This is a genomic window from uncultured Roseobacter sp. (assembly GCF_947491795.1).
GTDB lineage: Bacteria > Pseudomonadota > Alphaproteobacteria > Rhodobacterales > Rhodobacteraceae > Roseobacter.
The window spans coordinates 429,115-445,191 of the sequence record NZ_CANLKW010000001.1 but is presented as its reverse complement, the minus strand read 5'-3'; the positions used below and the strand labels follow the sequence as shown (position 1 = coordinate 445,191).

Annotated in this window: 13 protein-coding genes and 1 tRNA gene; 5 read left to right on the top strand and 9 right to left on the bottom strand. The window is 59.9% G+C overall.

Going from position 1 to position 16,077, the window contains the following annotated elements; genetic code table 11:
* Positions 1–5 precede the first annotated feature (5 nt).
* The 7 genes from Q1A34_RS02205 to guaB form a co-directional block, all read right to left on the bottom strand.
* Positions 6–293, bottom strand: coding sequence for a DUF1330 domain-containing protein (locus Q1A34_RS02205; RefSeq protein ID WP_298835918.1), 288 nt, complete (start codon positions 291–293; stop codon positions 6–8).
* Positions 293–2,959, bottom strand: a complete 2,667-nt coding sequence (gene alaS / locus Q1A34_RS02200; protein ID WP_300030127.1) for an alanine--tRNA ligase — start codon at positions 2,957–2,959, stop codon at positions 293–295. The genes Q1A34_RS02205 and alaS overlap by 1 nt, the downstream gene beginning before the upstream one ends.
* Before the next feature lie 143 nt (positions 2,960–3,102).
* Positions 3,103–4,182, bottom strand: a complete 1,080-nt coding sequence (recA, locus tag Q1A34_RS02195) for a recombinase RecA (RefSeq protein WP_300030124.1) — start codon at positions 4,180–4,182, stop codon at positions 3,103–3,105.
* 127 nt (positions 4,183–4,309) lie between these two features.
* Positions 4,310–4,441: a hypothetical protein gene (locus Q1A34_RS02190; protein WP_300030122.1), complete on the bottom strand. Its 132-nt coding sequence runs from the start codon at positions 4,439–4,441 to the stop codon at positions 4,310–4,312.
* A gap of 174 nt (positions 4,442–4,615) precedes the next feature.
* On the bottom strand, positions 4,616–6,823 hold the full coding sequence (locus Q1A34_RS02185) for an ATP-binding protein (protein ID WP_300032312.1): 2,208 nt from the start codon (positions 6,821–6,823) through the stop codon (positions 4,616–4,618).
* A gap of 200 nt (positions 6,824–7,023) precedes the next feature.
* Entirely contained in the window at positions 7,024–8,181 is a 1,158-nt protein-coding gene (locus tag Q1A34_RS02180; RefSeq protein WP_300030119.1) for an RsmB/NOP family class I SAM-dependent RNA methyltransferase, read from the bottom strand.
* A 22-nt stretch (positions 8,182–8,203) separates the two neighbouring features.
* On the bottom strand, positions 8,204–9,652 hold the full coding sequence (guaB, locus tag Q1A34_RS02175) for an IMP dehydrogenase (RefSeq protein ID WP_300030116.1): 1,449 nt from the start codon (positions 9,650–9,652) through the stop codon (positions 8,204–8,206).
* Positions 9,653–9,812: 160 nt separating this feature from the next.
* Here guaB and speB point away from each other — a divergent pair, with 160 nt between their 5' ends.
* The 5 genes from speB (at position 9,813) to Q1A34_RS02150 (ending at position 14,507) form a co-directional block, all read left to right on the top strand.
* A complete protein-coding gene (speB, locus tag Q1A34_RS02170; protein ID WP_300030113.1) occupies positions 9,813–10,796 on the top strand; it encodes an agmatinase in 984 nt (327 codons plus the stop codon).
* 140 nt (positions 10,797–10,936) lie between these two features.
* A complete protein-coding gene (locus Q1A34_RS02165; RefSeq protein WP_300030110.1) occupies positions 10,937–12,979 on the top strand; it encodes an ASKHA domain-containing protein in 2,043 nt (680 codons plus the stop codon).
* Positions 12,976–13,818: a class I SAM-dependent methyltransferase gene (locus Q1A34_RS02160; protein WP_300030107.1), complete on the top strand. Its 843-nt coding sequence runs from the start codon at positions 12,976–12,978 to the stop codon at positions 13,816–13,818. The genes Q1A34_RS02165 and Q1A34_RS02160 overlap by 4 nt, the downstream gene beginning before the upstream one ends.
* Positions 13,819–13,873: 55 nt before the next feature.
* Positions 13,874–13,947 (top strand) — tRNA-Gly (locus Q1A34_RS02155).
* 167 nt (positions 13,948–14,114) lie between these two features.
* Positions 14,115–14,507, top strand: a complete 393-nt coding sequence (locus tag Q1A34_RS02150) for a GFA family protein (protein ID WP_300030104.1) — start codon at positions 14,115–14,117, stop codon at positions 14,505–14,507.
* Positions 14,508–14,578: 71 nt separating this feature from the next.
* On the opposite strand, the gene Q1A34_RS02145 is transcribed toward Q1A34_RS02150, so the two are convergent.
* Positions 14,579–15,448: an alpha/beta hydrolase gene (locus tag Q1A34_RS02145; protein WP_300030100.1), complete on the bottom strand. Its 870-nt coding sequence runs from the start codon at positions 15,446–15,448 to the stop codon at positions 14,579–14,581.
* A gap of 156 nt (positions 15,449–15,604) precedes the next feature.
* On the bottom strand, positions 15,605–16,045 hold the full coding sequence (locus Q1A34_RS02140; RefSeq protein ID WP_300030097.1) for a hypothetical protein: 441 nt from the start codon (positions 16,043–16,045) through the stop codon (positions 15,605–15,607).
* Positions 16,046–16,077 lie beyond the last annotated feature (32 nt).

The window sequence follows — 16,077 nt, the reverse complement described above, 5'->3', positions numbered from 1 at the left end:
GCTGGTTATTCGCTGGTTTCGATGATCATAAGTTCGCGTTCCGATGCATCCCGTGCATGGTTGAGCGCGCGCTGATACACATCTGAATTATAACATTTTTCGGCGGTTTCCACATCTGGGAACCGGGCCACAACATTGCGCGGTCTCGCCTGGCCTTCGAGCTGGACAAAGCGACCGCCGCGCGCGATGAAATGGCCGCCATGTGCGGCAATCGCCTCTGTGGCGAGGGCTGCATATTTTGCGTAGGCCTCGTCGTCGGTTACGGTCACATGTGCAATCCAGAGTGCGCCCATTATTTATGTCCTTTTATAACGGCTTCGGCTGCAGCAATTGCAGCATCCGCGCCTGAGATGTCTTTTGCGCCGCCCTGGGCCATATCCGGCCGGCCGCCGCCGCCCTTGCCGCCCAGTTCCGCCACCGCAGCGCGGACGATATCCACAGCAGAAAGGGTGCCCGTCAGATCCGCCGTCACGCCCGCTGCAACGGCGGCTTTGCCCTCCGCATCAGCGATCAGCAGAACCGCGCCGCTGCCCAGCTTTTCCTTGAACTGGTCCACCAGCGCCGGCAGATCGCGCCCGGTCACGCCCGAAAGCACCTGCGCCATAAACGCAGTGCCACCCGCATCACGCGCCTCTGGCGCTGCAGTGCCTGTGCCCCCCGACATAGCCAGTTCGCGGCGCAGCTGGGCGACTTCATTTGCAAGGCTGCGGCGTTCATCAAGCAGATTGCGCACGCGCTCCGGCACATCTGCTGGCTGTGCCTTGAGTTCCAGTGCGACCTCAGCGAGGCGGTGGTCCTGGGCCCGCAGATAGCTCAGCGCAGCGGCCCCTGTGAGCGCTTCGATCCGGCGCACGCCGGCGCTGCTGGCACTGTCCCCCAGCGTGACGAAGGCGCCGATATCCCCGGTCTGGCGGACATGGGTGCCGCCGCAAAGTTCCAGCGAATAGGTGTCCCCGTCCGTACCCTTGCCCGAACCGTCCTGACGGCCTATGGAGACAACGCGCACCTCGTCACCGTATTTCTCGCCAAAGAGTGCCTGCGCACCAATGGCGCGGGCGTCATCGGGCGTCATGATCCGCGTTTCAACCGGTGCATTCTGGCGGATGTAAGCATTCACGTCCGCCTCCACCCGGGCCAGTTCCTCCGGGCTCAGCGCCTGCGTATGGCTGAAATCGAACCGCAGACGATCTTCGGCATTGAGCGATCCGCGCTGTGCCACGTGCTCGCCCAGGGCTTCGCGCAGGGCCTCGTGCAACAGGTGCGTTGCGGAATGATTGGCGCGGATGGCGCTGCGGCGGATTTTGTCGACTTCGAGCACAGCGGCCTCGCCCGGACTGACGGTGCCGGACACGACGGTGCCAATATGAATGAACACACCGGCCGCTTTGCGGGTGTCTGTGACATCGACCGTACCGCCAGATGTCGCGAGGCGGCCGATGTCTCCCACCTGACCGCCGCTTTCAGCGTAAAAAGGCGTCTGGTTCAGGGCGATCTGAACGCTGTCGCCTTTGGTGGCGCTGTCGGCCTGGGACCCGTCGCGCACGATGGCTGCGATCTGACCCTCCGCGGTTTCTGTGTCATAGCCGAGGAAATCCGTGGTGCCGTGTTTGTCGGCCACGTCAAACCAGATCGTGGCATCCGCCGCGTCACCGGATCCGGACCAGGCCGCCCGCGCCTTGGCCTTTTGTTCCGCCATAGCGGCGTCAAATCCGTCTGTGTCTACCGCCCGTCCCTGATCGCGCAGAGCGTCCTGTGTCAGGTCCAGCGGAAAGCCATATGTGTCGTAAAGTTTGAACGCCGCCTCTCCTGGCAATGCCGCGTCCCCAGGCAGGCCCGCGACTTCTTCTTCCAGCAGTTTCAGGCCACGGTCCAGCGTCTGACGGAAGCGTGTTTCTTCCTGTAACAGCGTCTGTTCGATCATATTCTGCGCCTGGCCCAGTTCGGGATAGGCCGCACCCATCTGGTGCACCAGAGCCGGTACAAGCCGGTGCATCATCGGGTCCTGTGCCCCCAGCAGGTGCGCGTGGCGCATCGCGCGGCGCATGATGCGGCGCAGAACATATCCGCGCCCCTCGTTGGACGGCAGCACGCCCTCGGCAATAAGAAAGGATGTCGAGCGCAGATGATCTGCGATAACCCGGTGGTGGGTGATGATCTCGTCACGGGTATCGGTGGAGCTGGCATGTGCAGAGGCTTCTACCAGCGCTTTCATCAGATCGGTCTCGAACACATTGTTCGTGCCCTGCAACAGCGAGGAAATCCGCTCGAGCCCCATGCCTGTATCGATCGACTGCATCGGTAGCGGGGTGGTGGAGCCGTCTGCAAACTGCTCGTCCTGCATGAAGACGTTATTCCAGATCTCGATAAACCGGTCACCGTCCTCTTCAGGAGAGCCGGGCGGTCCGCCCCAGATGTGATCGCCATGATCGTAGAATATCTCGGTGCACGGACCGCAGGGGCCCGTGGGACCCATCCGCCAGAAATTATCATCAGTGGCGATGCGGATGATCCGGTCATCTGAAAAACCGGCCACCTTTTTCCACAGGTCCGCCGCTTCATCATCCGTGTGATACACGGTCACGAGCAGTTTTTCCTTTGGGATATCAAGCTCTTTGGTCAGTACTTCCCAGGCAAAGGGAATTGCGGCTTCCTTGAAATAGTCCCCGAAGCTGAAGTTGCCGAGCATCTCGAAAAAGGTGAGATGTCGCGCGGTCATGCCAACGTTGTCGAGATCGTTGTGTTTGCCACCGGCGCGGACGCATTTCTGGCTGGTCGTTGCGCGGGTATAGTCGCGTGTTTCGATCCCGGTAAAGAGGTTCTTGAACTGCACCATGCCCGAATTGGTGAACATCAGCGTCGGGTCATTGCGGGGCACCAGCGGGCTGGAATGCACAACCTCATGCCCCTGTTTGTCGAAATACGACAGGAAGGTGGAGCGGATATCATTGAGCGTCTGCATGGGCTGCGGCCTTTGCCTCTGAGAATTCTGTCCGGCATCAGATAACCCTCTGCCGCCCGGCTGTCCACATAAGGCAGACCGTCTCAACGAAAAACGGGGCGCACCCTGCGATGCACCCCGTTGAAATTCAGTATGATACGGCTTCAGGCCTCGAGAATGTCGTCATCCTCTTTGCGCTCGCCCGGTGGCATATCGAAGTCCAGACCGTGCGCGGCGCGGATTTTGTCCTCGATCTCCAGCGCCATCTGCGTGTTCTCGCGCAGGAAGCTCTTGGCGTTTTCACGCCCCTGCCCGATCCGCTCGTCGCCATAGCTGAACCAGGATCCTGATTTGTCGACGACACCGGCAGCGACACCCAGATCCAGCAATTCGCCCATTTTTGAGATGCCTTCGCCATACATGATGTCGAATTCGACCTGCTTGAACGGAGCGGCGACCTTGTTTTTCACAACCTTGACGCGGGTGTGGTTGCCCACGACCTCATCGCGGTCCTTGAGTGCGCCAATGCGGCGGATATCGAGACGCACCGAAGAATAGAATTTAAGCGCGTTGCCACCCGTCGTTGTTTCGGGCGAGCCGAACATAACGCCAATCTTCATTCTGATCTGGTTGATGAAGATGACCATGCAGTTCGAACGGCTGATCGAGCCTGTGAGTTTGCGCATGGCCTGGCTCATCAGGCGGGCCTGTACACCGACCGAGCTGTCGCCCATGTCGCCTTCAAGCTCGGATTTGGGGGTCAGGGCCGCAACGGAATCCACGATGACCATATTCACCGCACCCGAACGTACCAGGGTATCCGTGATCTCAAGCGCCTGTTCGCCGGTGTCCGGCTGGCTGATCAGCAGCTCGTCCAGATCGACACCCAGTTTTTTGGCATATGTCGGATCAAGTGCGTGTTCGGCATCAACAAAGGCACAGACACCACCCGCTTTTTGCTGTTCTGCAACGCAGTGCAGCGTCAGCGTCGTTTTACCGGAGCTTTCAGGTCCGTAAATCTCAACGATACGGCCCATTGGCAGGCCACCTATCCCAAGGGCGATATCAAGGCCCAGCGAACCGGTGGAACTGGACGTAATATCCTGAACAGCGCCCTCGGCGCCCAGTTTCATGATGGACCCTTTGCCAAACTGGCGTTCGATCTGTGCGAGGGCGGAGTCGAGCGCCTTCTGTTTGTCGGCGGACTTCTTATTGTTCATGCTCAAAAGATCTGCTGTTGCCATTATGGTTTCCTCTTATTGTCACAGATACCTGCCACCGGCAATTGCCGTCAGCGCGTGTAAGGTTAATGTTCTGCCTCTGTTCCTTATGAGATCAAAAGGAGAACATTTCAATCAATATTTCCGAAAATCATTCTTTTCCAAATGTATTAAAGGAAGGTTTAGCCAGGCTTTTTTGTGCCGGACGCGTGAGCATATTTTGGTTTTTATGATCGTTTACAATAGCTAAGAGGACGTTTTTGATAGCGTTGTTTCCGGCCATGAAAACCCGCTTTCGGGCAAAGCGTCGGAATATCCCGGCGCCTCGCCAGGGAGTGATTCTGCCTGTGGAGAATTCCGGGCGGTCAGTGCAGCGCAACGGCCTGTCACCCGGGCAGTTTATCTGAAACGGTGTTTACCCTGTCGGCCGCGCTGCGGCACGATTCGGCACACCGGATCAGTTCAGCTGGCGGTGCACCGTGTCGGTCAGATCGCTGAGAGAGAAGGGTTTTGGCAGGAAGACAGAGTTGGGGATTTTCATCTGTGTTTCACTGAAGCTGTCTTCGGCATACCCTGAAACAAAGACTACCCGGACGTCAGGGCGATCCTTGAGCGCTTCACGCACCCAGCTGGGGCCATCCAGTCCGGGCATGACCACATCTGTCACGAAGACATCGATGTTCAGGCTCTGATCCTCAAGGGTTTTGAGCGCCGATTCTGCTGAGTCTGCTTCCAGAACGGTATAACCCCGCAGACGCAGGGCTCGGCTCGCAAAGGCGCGCACCGGTGCTTCGTCCTCGACCAGCAGGATCACACCGTCGCCATGCTTTGCGACGGGTTTTTTGATAACCTCCCGCGGTGCAACCGCTTTGATGCTCGTTTCTTCCATAACCGGAAAATAGAGCGTGAAGGTGGTCCCGTTACCAACCGTGCTGTCCACAAAAATGTAACCGCCGGTCTGTTTGATGATACCGTAGGCTGTAGACAGGCCCAGCCCGGTGCCCTCGCCCGTGCGTTTCGTGGTGAAAAACGGCTCGAACACCTTTTGCAGCTTGTCCGGCGGAATACCTGTACCATCATCGGACACCCGCACGGTCACATATTTACCCGGCGGAACGCTGACGCGGTCACGCTCAAGCGGTTCATTCAGGTCAGTGCATTCGGTGGTGACCCGGATCTCACCGCCCTGAGGCATCGCGTCCCGGGCATTTACCACCAGGTTCATCAGGACCTGTTCCAGCTGTCGTTTGTCCGCGCGGATGGGATGAAGAACCGGATCATGGTTCAGGGTAAGGGTCACTTTCTCGCCCACCAGCCGGTTCAGCAAATGGGTCAGGTCCGACAGCGTGTCGCGCATGTCCAGGGTTTCGGGGCGCAGTGTCTGCTTGCGGGAAAAGGCCAGGAGCTGCCCGACCAGGGCGGCCGCGCGGTTGGCATTCTGGTTGATCTGTACCAGATCGCTGAAATCCGGATCACCCTGATCGTGCCGCAGCAACAGCAGATCACAATGGCCGGAAATTGCCGTCAGCAGATTGTTGAAATCATGCGCCACGCCCCCGGCCAGTTGCCCGATGGCCTGCATCTTCTGACTTTGCACAAACTGCGCCTCCAGCGATTTCAGTTCTGTGGCGTCGTTCAGTACTGCAATCAGTGCCGGTTTGCCGTTTTCTGTGACACGGTTCAGAGTGACCTGAACAAAAACCTCTTTGTCCGCCCGTTTCAGACGCAGAAATTCTGACTGCTGCGCGGCCCTGCCCGCGAGTGTTTCCCGCAGCCAGTCCGTAATTGACCGCCCGAGCCCTTCCATCACATCGCTCAGGCTGATTTCGTGCTCCAGCGTGTGGCCGATCAGCACAGCGGCCATGCGGTTAAAGGCTTCGATGTCCCCCTCGGGGCTGACTTTCAGCAAAGGCACAGGCAGGTCCTGAAAAACGGCCCACCCGTCCGTGGCCATGTTCTCGGTGCCGGGGGGTAGCAAAAAGAGCGCACGGCGTCCTGCGCCTGCATCGGCCTCAGCCACCAGAACACGGTCGGTCCCCGCGGGTCCCTTGATGTCACAGACCGAGCCCGGCACGACGGGAAGTGTTTTGAAAAGCCGGTCCAGTGTTTTAATCCGCCCGCCCGCGAGATCCCGGGCCTGCTCGTTCATAAACAGAACCGCGTTGGAGCGCCCGACCAGGATCATTGGCAGAACCGGCCCCTCGTGCGCCTGCGCGCCGCCGGGTACATCCTCAAGCCTCCAGATGTAGAGATTGTTACCGGCCTGATGAACCGACAGGGTCACATGCCCCTTGCGCGTCACCATGGATTCGCGCGCCGATCCTTCAAGGTCCGCCCGGGTCTTGAGCCGGAACACGATGCCGCCGGGATTGGCCAGCGTTGTCTCCAGCGTTCCTGTAAGGGTCTGATCCAGGTCTTGGTCAAAGCGTCGCTGTGCCGCCAGATTGGAAAACTGAACATCCCCATCGGCGTCTGTTACAAGCACCGGGCTGGCGTCACGCAGCGTGAAATCTTTCAGAACACGCAGCGCATCCGCGTTACGGCGATTGTGCCGGACGGCCAGCAGAACCAGAAGGGCGCAGAGCACGACAAGAGCCGAGGCAGATGCATAGAGCGCCTGCCGGGCGAGCACGTCGGGCGCCGCCAGGCCCAGCACGCCCATCATGAGAGCGATCAGAATAAGCGTGCCCAGCCGGCGCTGTGCGCGCAGGGAAAAACGGGTCAGTTTGGAAGGGAATAAAGCGCTGCGCGGCAATTCGGGGCTCCTGGAGATGGAATCACATCCGTATTAAGCGCAGGAGGGGTTAATCACCGCTTAACCAAGATACCCACAACACCCGCGCAAGTTGAGTATGGGGCATTCGATTAACGCGTCAAGTGTGCAGCAAAGAAGCCGTCATTTTCCTGTGACAGATTGAACCTTTTGGCAACACTGCAGGTCCACGCCGGGTTTTCGTTCAGAAAACGGGCGACCGTGTCTTCATTCTCCGCGGTCAGAACGGAACAGGTCGCGTACACCAGCCAGCCATCTTCTGCCACCAGCCCTGCGGCTTCGTTAAGAATGGATAGCTGCAGGCTCTGAAGCTCTTGCAGCCGCCGTGGCGTCAGAGACCATTTGCCTTCGGGTGCGCGCCGCCAGGCGCCGCTGCCAGAACAGGGTGCGTCACAGAGCACAAGATCATAGGGGGCTTTGGCTGTCAGCTGCTCCCGGTTCAGCTGGGTGATGTCGGCCTGGGCGCGGGCGGCCCTGGCGGGCAGATCGCGCATGCGCTGCGGATTTGCGTCATGCGCAAAGACACGTCGTGCCGGGTCGGCGGCCATTGCAAGCGCTTTGCCGCCACCGCCCGCACAAAAATCCAGACACCGTTCACCAACGGGCAGTTCGGAGACAACGGCCTGCGAGGCTGCGTCCTGCAGCTCAAACAATCCGGTTTCCCAGGCTTTGGTATTGCGCAGACGGCGCTCGCCGCGCGTGACGCGCAGAGCCTTCAGAAAACCCGGCACTGGTTCGACCTGCACGCCTTCGGATGTCAGTGCGGCTGTCACCTCGCCGGGGTCGCTGAGACGGCTGTTGACCCGCAGAGTGACCGGAGCCCGGGACGTCATGACCCGGGCGGCCTCATCGGCAGAAGCGCCCAGACTGCGGGAGAATTCGGGGATCAGCCAGTCGGGCATGTTCCACTGTACGCCCTGATCTTCCGGTGGTTCCGGCGCATCGCTTTCTTCCGTCGACAGGGGGTCTGGCGCATGTCCTTCCCCTGTAAAAAAACCGTCCGGATCAGAGCCCGACAGGCGCAACAGACCGATCATCAGCGCGCGCCCGCTCGTGCCGCCCCCCAGAGCCGCAGCCATTCGTTTGCACCGCAGAACACTGAAAACATAATCGCGCACAGCCGCGCGGTCACCTGATCCGGCAAAGCGGCTGGCCCTGGCCCAGCGTGTCAGTGCCTGTTCGGCGGCCATACCGGCGTCCATCTGATCCAGAATGCCGATCGCCGCGGCAACACGTGCGCCCGGCGTCATGTCCGCCCTGCCCGGTCAGCCATCAGCCGACCCGGTAGTTCGGGCTTTCGCGCGTGATCTGCACGTCATGCACGTGACTTTCCTTGAGACCCGCACCGGTGATTTTGACAAAGTTGCAGTTTGTGCGCATCTCATCAACCGTTGCGCATCCCGTGTAGCCCATAGCGGCGCGCAGACCGCCGACCAGCTGGTGCAGGACAGCACCGGCGGATCCTTTGTAGGCGACCTGCCCCTCGATGCCTTCGGGAACCAGTTTGTCACTGGCTGCATCTTTTTGAAAATACCGGTCCGCTGACCCGCTGGCCATGGCCCCGAGGCTGCCCATCCCGCGATAGCTTTTGAACGAACGGCCCTGATACAGGATCACTTCTCCCGGGCTCTCATCCGTGCCCGCGATCATGGACCCGACCATGGCACAGGACGCGCCCGCCGCAATCGCCTTGGCGAAGTCGCCCGAGAATTTGATGCCACCGTCCGCAATCACCGGGGTGTCTCCCGCTACACGCGCGCAATCCATGATCGCGGTCAGCTGCGGCACACCCACACCCGCGACCATACGGGTGGTACAGATCGAGCCCGGCCCAATGCCTACCTTGACGGCATCCGCGCCCGCATCGATCAGGGCACGTGTGGCCTCGCCCGTGGCGACATTACCCGCGACAATCTGCACCTCATTGCTCAGGGCCTTTGCCCGGCGCACCGCAGCCGCGACCCCTTCGGAGTGCCCGTGCGCGGTGTCGATCACAATCATATCTGCACCGGCATCAACCAGCGCCTCGGAGCGTTCAAAGCCCGCATCGCCAACGGTGGTTGCGGCCGCCACACGAAGACGGCCCAGATCGTCCTTGCAGGCTGTGGGGTTCAGCACGGCCTGTTCTGTGTCCTTGAGGGTCAGCAGCCCGGTCAGTTTGCCGTCTTTGTCGGTCACCAGCAATTTCTCAATACGGCGCGCCTTCATCAGGCTGATCGCTTCGTCGCGGTCTGCCGGTTCGTGCAGAATGGCCAGGTTTTCGTTGGTCATCATGACAGATACGGGAGTGGCATCGTCGCTGGCGAACCGCATATCGCGGTTGGTCACGATGCCCAGCACCCTGCCCTGCTCATCAACGACCGGAAAGCCGGTGACGCGGTAACGCTCCTGCAATGCCTTTGCATCCGCCAGGGTCTGGTTGGCCCTCAGCGTGATGGGGTTATAGACGATCCCGCTTTCAAACCGTTTGACGCGCCGGATTTCCCTGGCCTGTTCTTCGATGCTCAGATTCCGGTGCACCACACCGATACCCCCGGCCTGGGCCATCGCAATGGCCATGCGCCCTTCGGTCACCGTATCCATGGCCGAGCTCAGCAAAGGTATGTTCATCGAAATAGACCGGGTCACGCGGGTGCGCGTATCCGCTGTTGACGGCAGTACAGAGGATGCCCCGGGCACCAGCAGCACATCATCAAAGGTAAGGGCCTCGCGAATCTCCATTGTCTACCTCGCAGGTGGAGTGTTCATTTGGCAGTTTCCTATTTCACGGAGCGGCCAAAATGGAAAGGGTAAAAACCACCAAATCTGGCCCTGAACCCATTGCCAGCGGCCTCATCCAGGAGGAAACTGGCCTGGTGATCTAATATAGGAAACAGGTGCGATGGCAGGACACGGGTATGAGGGCGGCAGACTGGATCTGCCCTTTGTAGGCATTTCAACCTTTGGCAAACGGCCCTACCAGTCTGACTGGTCGGCGCTTGAGGCCGACGCCGCCATCCTTGGCGCTCCTTTTGACGCAGGCACCCAATGGCGTGCAGGTGCGCGGTTCGGTCCGCGCGGGGTGCGCGAGGCATCGACGCTGTTCAGTTTCGGGCATGCGGGTGCTTATGATCACGAGGATGACGCCACCTATCTGCCAGCAGGCGTGCGCGTTGTGGATATGGGGGACGCGGATATTGTGCACACGGACACCGAAAAGAGCCATGCCAATATCGAAGCGGGAGTGCGCGCAGCGCTTGCCGCCGGTGCTTTGCCGGTGGTCATCGGCGGCGATCATTCGGTCAATATCCCCTGCATCCGGGCATTTTCCGGCCCTGAATATTCCGGGCGGCCGCTGCACATTCTTCAGATCGATGCGCATCTGGACTTTGTGGATGAACGTCACGGGGTTCGGCACGGGCATGGAAACCCCATGCGTCGGGCGGCCGAGCAAACCTATGTCAGTGGACTGACCCAGGTCGGCATCCGCAATGTCAGCTCTACCGCGAAAGAAGGATATGCGGATGCGCGGGCCATGGGATCCACAATCGTTTCGGTACGACAGGCCCGGGAGATGGGAACAGCAGCGCTCCTGAAAACCCTGCCGGCGGATGCAGATATCTACATCACCATCGACATCGATGCCTTTTGTCCGTCCATCGCTCCCGGAACAGGCACGCCGAGCCACGGCGGCTTTCTCTATTACGAGGTGCTCGAACTGCTCCAGGGCGTCGCAAATGCGCACCGGGTTGCGGGGATCGATCTGGTCGAGGTTGCACCGGATTATGACCCGACCGGTTCCACATCCATTCTGGCCGCCCAGGTGCTGCTGAACCTGCTTGGGTTCATATTTCATGCCCGTGCACACAACCCGGCGTTGGGCTGATCAATCGCACCTCATAACCTTCATGATGATTTCGGACGCGCAATGCCGCGCCGGGTGCATTATGTGACGCAGATCAGCGCTTTAACGGCACGCAAAACGCTAAAGTGGGCGCAATGAAGAAAAACAGGTGACCAACTGCCATGTCCAGTGATCCGCTCGTCGTTTTTACTCCTTCCGGCAAACGGGGCAACTTCCCTGTGGGCACGCCGATCCTCACCGCAGCGCGACAGCTGGGCGTTGACCTCGATTCGGTCTGTGGGGGGCGCGGTATCTGTTCACGGTGCCAGATTACGCCGGGCTATGGCGAGTTTTCCAAACACGGGGTCACGGTCGGAGCGGACGCCCTGTCGGAATGGAACAAGGTCGAGGAGCGCTATAAGGAAAAGCGCGGCCTGATCGACGGGCGACGGCTGGGCTGCCAGGCAACGGTTCAGGGCAATGTGGTCATTGACGTGCCGCCCGAAAGCCAGGTGCACAAACAGGTGGTGCGCAAACGCGCCGAAGTGCGTGACATCACGCTCGATCCATCAACACGGCTGTTCTATGTAGAAGTCGCCGAGCCGGATATGCACGACCCGTCCGGTGATCTGGAGCGCCTGCGTGACGCGCTGCGCGATCAGTGGGAGCTGAAGAACATTACGGCTGACCTGCATATTCTGCAGGAAATGCAGCCGGTACTGCGCAAAGGCGGCTGGAAAGTCACCGTCGCCGTGCATCTGGGCGATCACGAAAACAACCCGCGCATTATGAATATCTGGCCGGGCTATTACGACGGCACCGTTTACGGTCTGGCCGTTGATCTGGGCTCGACCACCATCGCAGCACACCTGTGTGATCTGCAAACGGGCGAGGTGCTGGCATCTTCAGGGCTGATGAACCCGCAGATCCGCTTTGGCGAGGATCTGATGAGCCGTGTCAGCTATTCGATGATGAACGAAGGCGGTTCTGCAGAGATGACGCGCGCCGTGCGTCAGGGCATGCGGGACCTCTTTGAGCAGATCGCGGATGAGGCCGGTGTGGATCGCAGGCTGATCGTCGATGCGGTTTTCGTCTGCAATCCGGTCATGCACCACCTCTTTCTGGGGATCGATCCGTTTGAGCTGGGCCAGGCGCCCTTTGCGCTGACCACCAACAATGCGCTGCGTCTGCGCGGCGATGATCTGGAGCTCAACATTCACCCCTCTGCGCGCGTCTACTTTCTGCCCTGTATCGCCGGTCACGTCGGCGCGGATGCCGCAGCCGTTGCATTGTCCGAAGCACCCGACAAATCGGATGATCTGGTGCTGGTGGTGGATGTGGGCACCAATGCCGAAATTCTGCTGGGCAACAAGGAACGTGTTCTGGCCTGCTCTTCCCCGACCGGTCCGGCCTTTGAGGGCGCACAGATCAGTTCGGGCCAGCGCGCCGCCCCCGGAGCCATTGAACGGGTGGAGATTGATCCCGAAACGAAAGCCCCGCGTTTCAAGGTGATTGGCAGCGATCTGTGGTCGGATGATCCGCGCTTTGTGATCGAAATCGGTGCGACCGGCATCACCGGCATCTGTGGCTCGGGCATTATCGAAATGGTCGCCGAGATGCGTATTCATGGCATCGTGGACGCCGCAGGCCTTATCGGATCGCCTGAGCAGACCGGCTCGGATCGGTGTTTTGCTGACGGTCGCACCTTTTCCTATCTGGTGCACGATGGCACTGTGGATGGCGGCCCGCGCATCACGGTCACCAACCGGGACATCCGCGAGATACAGATGGCCAAGGCGGCGCTTTACTCCGGTGCGCGTCTGCTGATGGACAAATTCGGTGTCGATCAGGTGGACCGCGTGGTGCTTGCCGGTGCTTTCGGGGCGCATATCTCCAGCAAACATGCGATGGTTCTGGGCATGATCCCCGACGCGCCGCTGGACAAAGTCACCTCTGCCGGGAACGCTGCCGGCACAGGCGCACGGATTGCCCTTCTGAACACCGGAGCCCGGGCGGGGATCGAGGCCACAGTCCGCGCGATCCACAAAGTCGAGACCGCGATTGAACCCAGATTTCAGGAGCATTTCGTCAATGCCTCCGCCATTCCGAATGCGGTTGAACCTTTTCCGATCCTCAACAGCCTCGTGTCTTTGCCCGTCACAAATTTCAATACAGGGGGCGGCGACGGCGGTTCCGGCGGACGTCGCAGGCGGCGGCGCGCATGAGCAGCGATAACAGCGAACAGCGCGACTTCTGGTCCGACGCGGCGGGACCCAAATGGGTCCGGTTGCAGGCGCAGATGGACCAGCTGATGCAACCGGTTCTGGATGTTGTCTGGGACCGCGCCGGACTGGCACAGGGTCAGCGGGTTCTTGACGTGGGCTCGGGCACCGGTACCAGCACGCTGCAGGCAGCAGACCAGGTCGCCCCCGACGGGCATGTCACGGGCGCCGATATTTCTGACAGCATGACTGCACTGGCCAGGACACGCACGCACGGCAGGCCGGGTGTTTCGCTGATCCTGGCCGATGTCGCGAACCACGCTTTTCAGACACAGAGCTTTGATGCGGTCGTGTCGCGGTTTGGTGTGATGTTTTTTGCAGATTCAGTCGCGGCCTTTGCCAACATTCGCGCGGCGATGGTGCCCGGTGCGCAGATCACCTTTGCCGCCTGGGCTGACATTCCGGACAACCCGTTCTTTACCACGCCCGCCCGGATCGCAAAGTCTGTTGTCGGTGCACCGCCCCGCCCTGATCCTGACGCGCCGGGGCCCTTTGCTTTCCGGGAGGCAGGCCGGGTTTCCGGCATTCTGAGTGGCGCCGGGTTTCGCGATACTCAGATTGAAACGCTGGATGTTTTGCTCGATGGCGGCAGCGACCCGGCAGCTCTGTCCCGGACCATGTGCCAGATCGGTCCTGCTGACGTTGCTTTGCGATTTGCCGGGGCTGACGCGGCAACCACTGAGACGCTGGAGAACGCATTGTGTGAGGCCATGCGGGAATTTGAAACACCGGACGGGCTGCGCATCCCTGCTGCTGTTCATGTTGTGACCGCCAGGGCCTGACAGACAGGAACATGCTTGACGCCTCACGGGGGCCAGCCTAATCACGCAGCAGAGCGCGGGTATGGTGAAAAGGTATCACGCGAGCTTCCCAAGCTTAAGTTACGGGTTCAATTCCCGTTACCCGCTCCAGATGCAACCTTTCACGTCCAGAAACCGTTTCAGCAGGGCACGCCACTGCACACTGAAAACCTGGCATCGACGCATTTGCGCTGCTTTTTCGGCAGGCCGGTTGCTGAGCGGACAAGGCTGACACAGTGCGTTTTTCGATCTAAACTTTCCTGAACGGGGATCGTGCAATGACAAAAGAAGTAAACGGTGGATGCAAGTGTGGCCTGGTGCGTTACAAGGGTGCGCGCCTTGATGCTCCAATGTTTCGCTGCCATTGCCGCGATTGTCAGCAACTGACAGGTACGGGGCATTCCGAAATGGTGCCGCTGGAGCTGAGCACATTTGTCATCAGCGAAGATGTCCGGACCTATCAGATGACCGGTGGTTCGGGTCGTCCCACATACAGCGGGTTTTGCCCTGTCTGCGGGGCGCAGATGACCCGGCGCAGCGACCGGATGAGCGACCGGATCTATGTCCACGCATCGTCTCTGGATGAGCCGCGGTTGTACGTTCCCGAAAAATCAATCTACGGACATGAAGCGCAGCCCTGGGATGTCGCATCTGTCATCGAAGAAACGTGACCGCCGGGGGTTTTGAGGGCCCGGACAGACCAGGTAACAATCCTTGTTGTCAGCGCAAAAGTCAGTCGCGGTCACTTTCCCGGCGCGGCACAGTCGGCGACAAAGGTGCGCAGCGCATCAAGGGCTTCGTCCGGCCTGTCGCCGGTGACGCCGTGTCCGCAGTGTTCAAACCTGTGATAAGTCACTTTGTCCGATCCGAGCCCGGCAACGATTGCCTCACTGAATTCGGCTGGTGTAATCGGGTCCTCCTCGCCCACCATTACCAGCACCGGGCGGCGGATGTTTTCAAGATCCTTACGGTAGTCAAATCGGCCGTGCTCGTTTTTCGGACCATTGAACCAGAGGGCCGTCTCGTTCCGCCACATCACGCGAGACAGCCAGTCTGTTGAGGCGTCCTTTTTGTAGCTGTAGAGCGGCACACATCTGTCACGGTAAAGCGCGCGGCCTTCATCCGTCGGGTTTTCCCAATAAGCTGATGCGATGTCGCGCAACGCCGGCCCGCCAAGTTTTTCAAAGGCATTGTATACGGCAGGGAAATCTACCTTTGCAGCGGTGCTGATCAGGGCGATGCCACTGGCATGGTCGGGATACCTCGTGGCATAGGCGATGGTCACAAAACCGCCAAAAGAGGTGCCGATGACGATGGGCTTTATGATCCCCAGCGCATCGCAAAACGCCTTCAGGTCATCACTCCACTGATCAAGGTTCCAGGTGCTCTCGTCGCACAGATCGCTCCGGCCGTTGCCGCGGTGATCATAATAAACCACCTGGGCCATGTCAGTGAGTTGGGAAAAGAACGGTTTGGCCACGCTGTGATCGCCGCCCGGCCCGCCGTGCACCATTACCACGGTGGGCTTTTCGCGCATGGCCGGTCCGTCAGGCGACAATTGCTCACCATCAACATCAAAAAAGAGCTTTGCGCCATTGACAGTTATGTACATGAAAGACCGATCACAGATTTGCCCCTCAGTCTTTCATATTCAGAGCGAAAGGCAAGGCAGGCAAACGGATCAGGCGTCTGCAAGTGGCAGAACACTCGTAAACGCAGAAGCCGCACCGGGTTGCGAGGGCGCGATGCGTCACCAGCCGCGCAGGGTTCAGGGCAGCTCCCAGGTCAGACCCACGGCCAGAACGGCGTCTGTCGTTTCGCCGTTGCCAGGAATAAGCTGAGCAAAAACATTGCGATATCGCGCCTGCAAGCCGATCAGCGGCACGACATCGCCGATGGATACGTCAAAGCGGTCGCCATCACCGGGATAAAGCGCCAGCGCACCGAACAGACCCACGGCATAGTCCTCGCCCTCCCAGAAATCACGCCCCAGAGCCACCAGACCGCCGACTTCCTCGTAGCTGTTATAGTAGATACCCGCACTCACGTCATAGCGCCCCTCCCACGTCAGAAAGACCCCCGGGTTAAACTCCTGAAACTCTTTGGTGGCATTGAAATGCTCCGACCCCAGAAGCACGGATATCCGGTCCGGACCCGCCAGGGCCGAAACAGGCAGCAAAAGGGCAAGGAGTAATGCGGGAAGTCTCATAATGGGTCCTTTCACGGAAGCGCGGTTCGCGC

Coding starts and splice junctions, on each gene's coding strand:
- Q1A34_RS02205 (WP_298835918.1), bottom strand. CDS start 293: ATGGGCGCACTCTGGATTGCACATGTGACCGTAACCGACGACGAGGCC.
- alaS (WP_300030127.1), bottom strand. CDS start 2,959: ATGCAGACGCTCAATGATATCCGCTCCACCTTCCTGTCGTATTTCGAC.
- recA (WP_300030124.1), bottom strand. CDS start 4,182: ATGGCAACAGCAGATCTTTTGAGCATGAACAATAAGAAGTCCGCCGAC.
- Q1A34_RS02190 (WP_300030122.1), bottom strand. CDS start 4,441: ATGGCCGGAAACAACGCTATCAAAAACGTCCTCTTAGCTATTGTAAAC.
- Q1A34_RS02185 (WP_300032312.1), bottom strand. CDS start 6,823: ATGATGGGCGTGCTGGGCCTGGCGGCGCCCGACGTGCTCGCCCGGCAG.
- Q1A34_RS02180 (WP_300030119.1), bottom strand. CDS start 8,181: ATGACGCCGGGCGCACGTGTTGCCGCGGCGATCGGCATTCTGGATCAG.
- guaB (WP_300030116.1), bottom strand. CDS start 9,652: ATGGAGATTCGCGAGGCCCTTACCTTTGATGATGTGCTGCTGGTGCCC.
- speB (WP_300030113.1), top strand. CDS start 9,813: ATGGCAGGACACGGGTATGAGGGCGGCAGACTGGATCTGCCCTTTGTA.
- Q1A34_RS02165 (WP_300030110.1), top strand. CDS start 10,937: ATGTCCAGTGATCCGCTCGTCGTTTTTACTCCTTCCGGCAAACGGGGC.
- Q1A34_RS02160 (WP_300030107.1), top strand. CDS start 12,976: ATGAGCAGCGATAACAGCGAACAGCGCGACTTCTGGTCCGACGCGGCG.
- Q1A34_RS02150 (WP_300030104.1), top strand. CDS start 14,115: ATGACAAAAGAAGTAAACGGTGGATGCAAGTGTGGCCTGGTGCGTTAC.
- Q1A34_RS02145 (WP_300030100.1), bottom strand. CDS start 15,448: ATGTACATAACTGTCAATGGCGCAAAGCTCTTTTTTGATGTTGATGGT.
- Q1A34_RS02140 (WP_300030097.1), bottom strand. CDS start 16,045: ATGAGACTTCCCGCATTACTCCTTGCCCTTTTGCTGCCTGTTTCGGCC.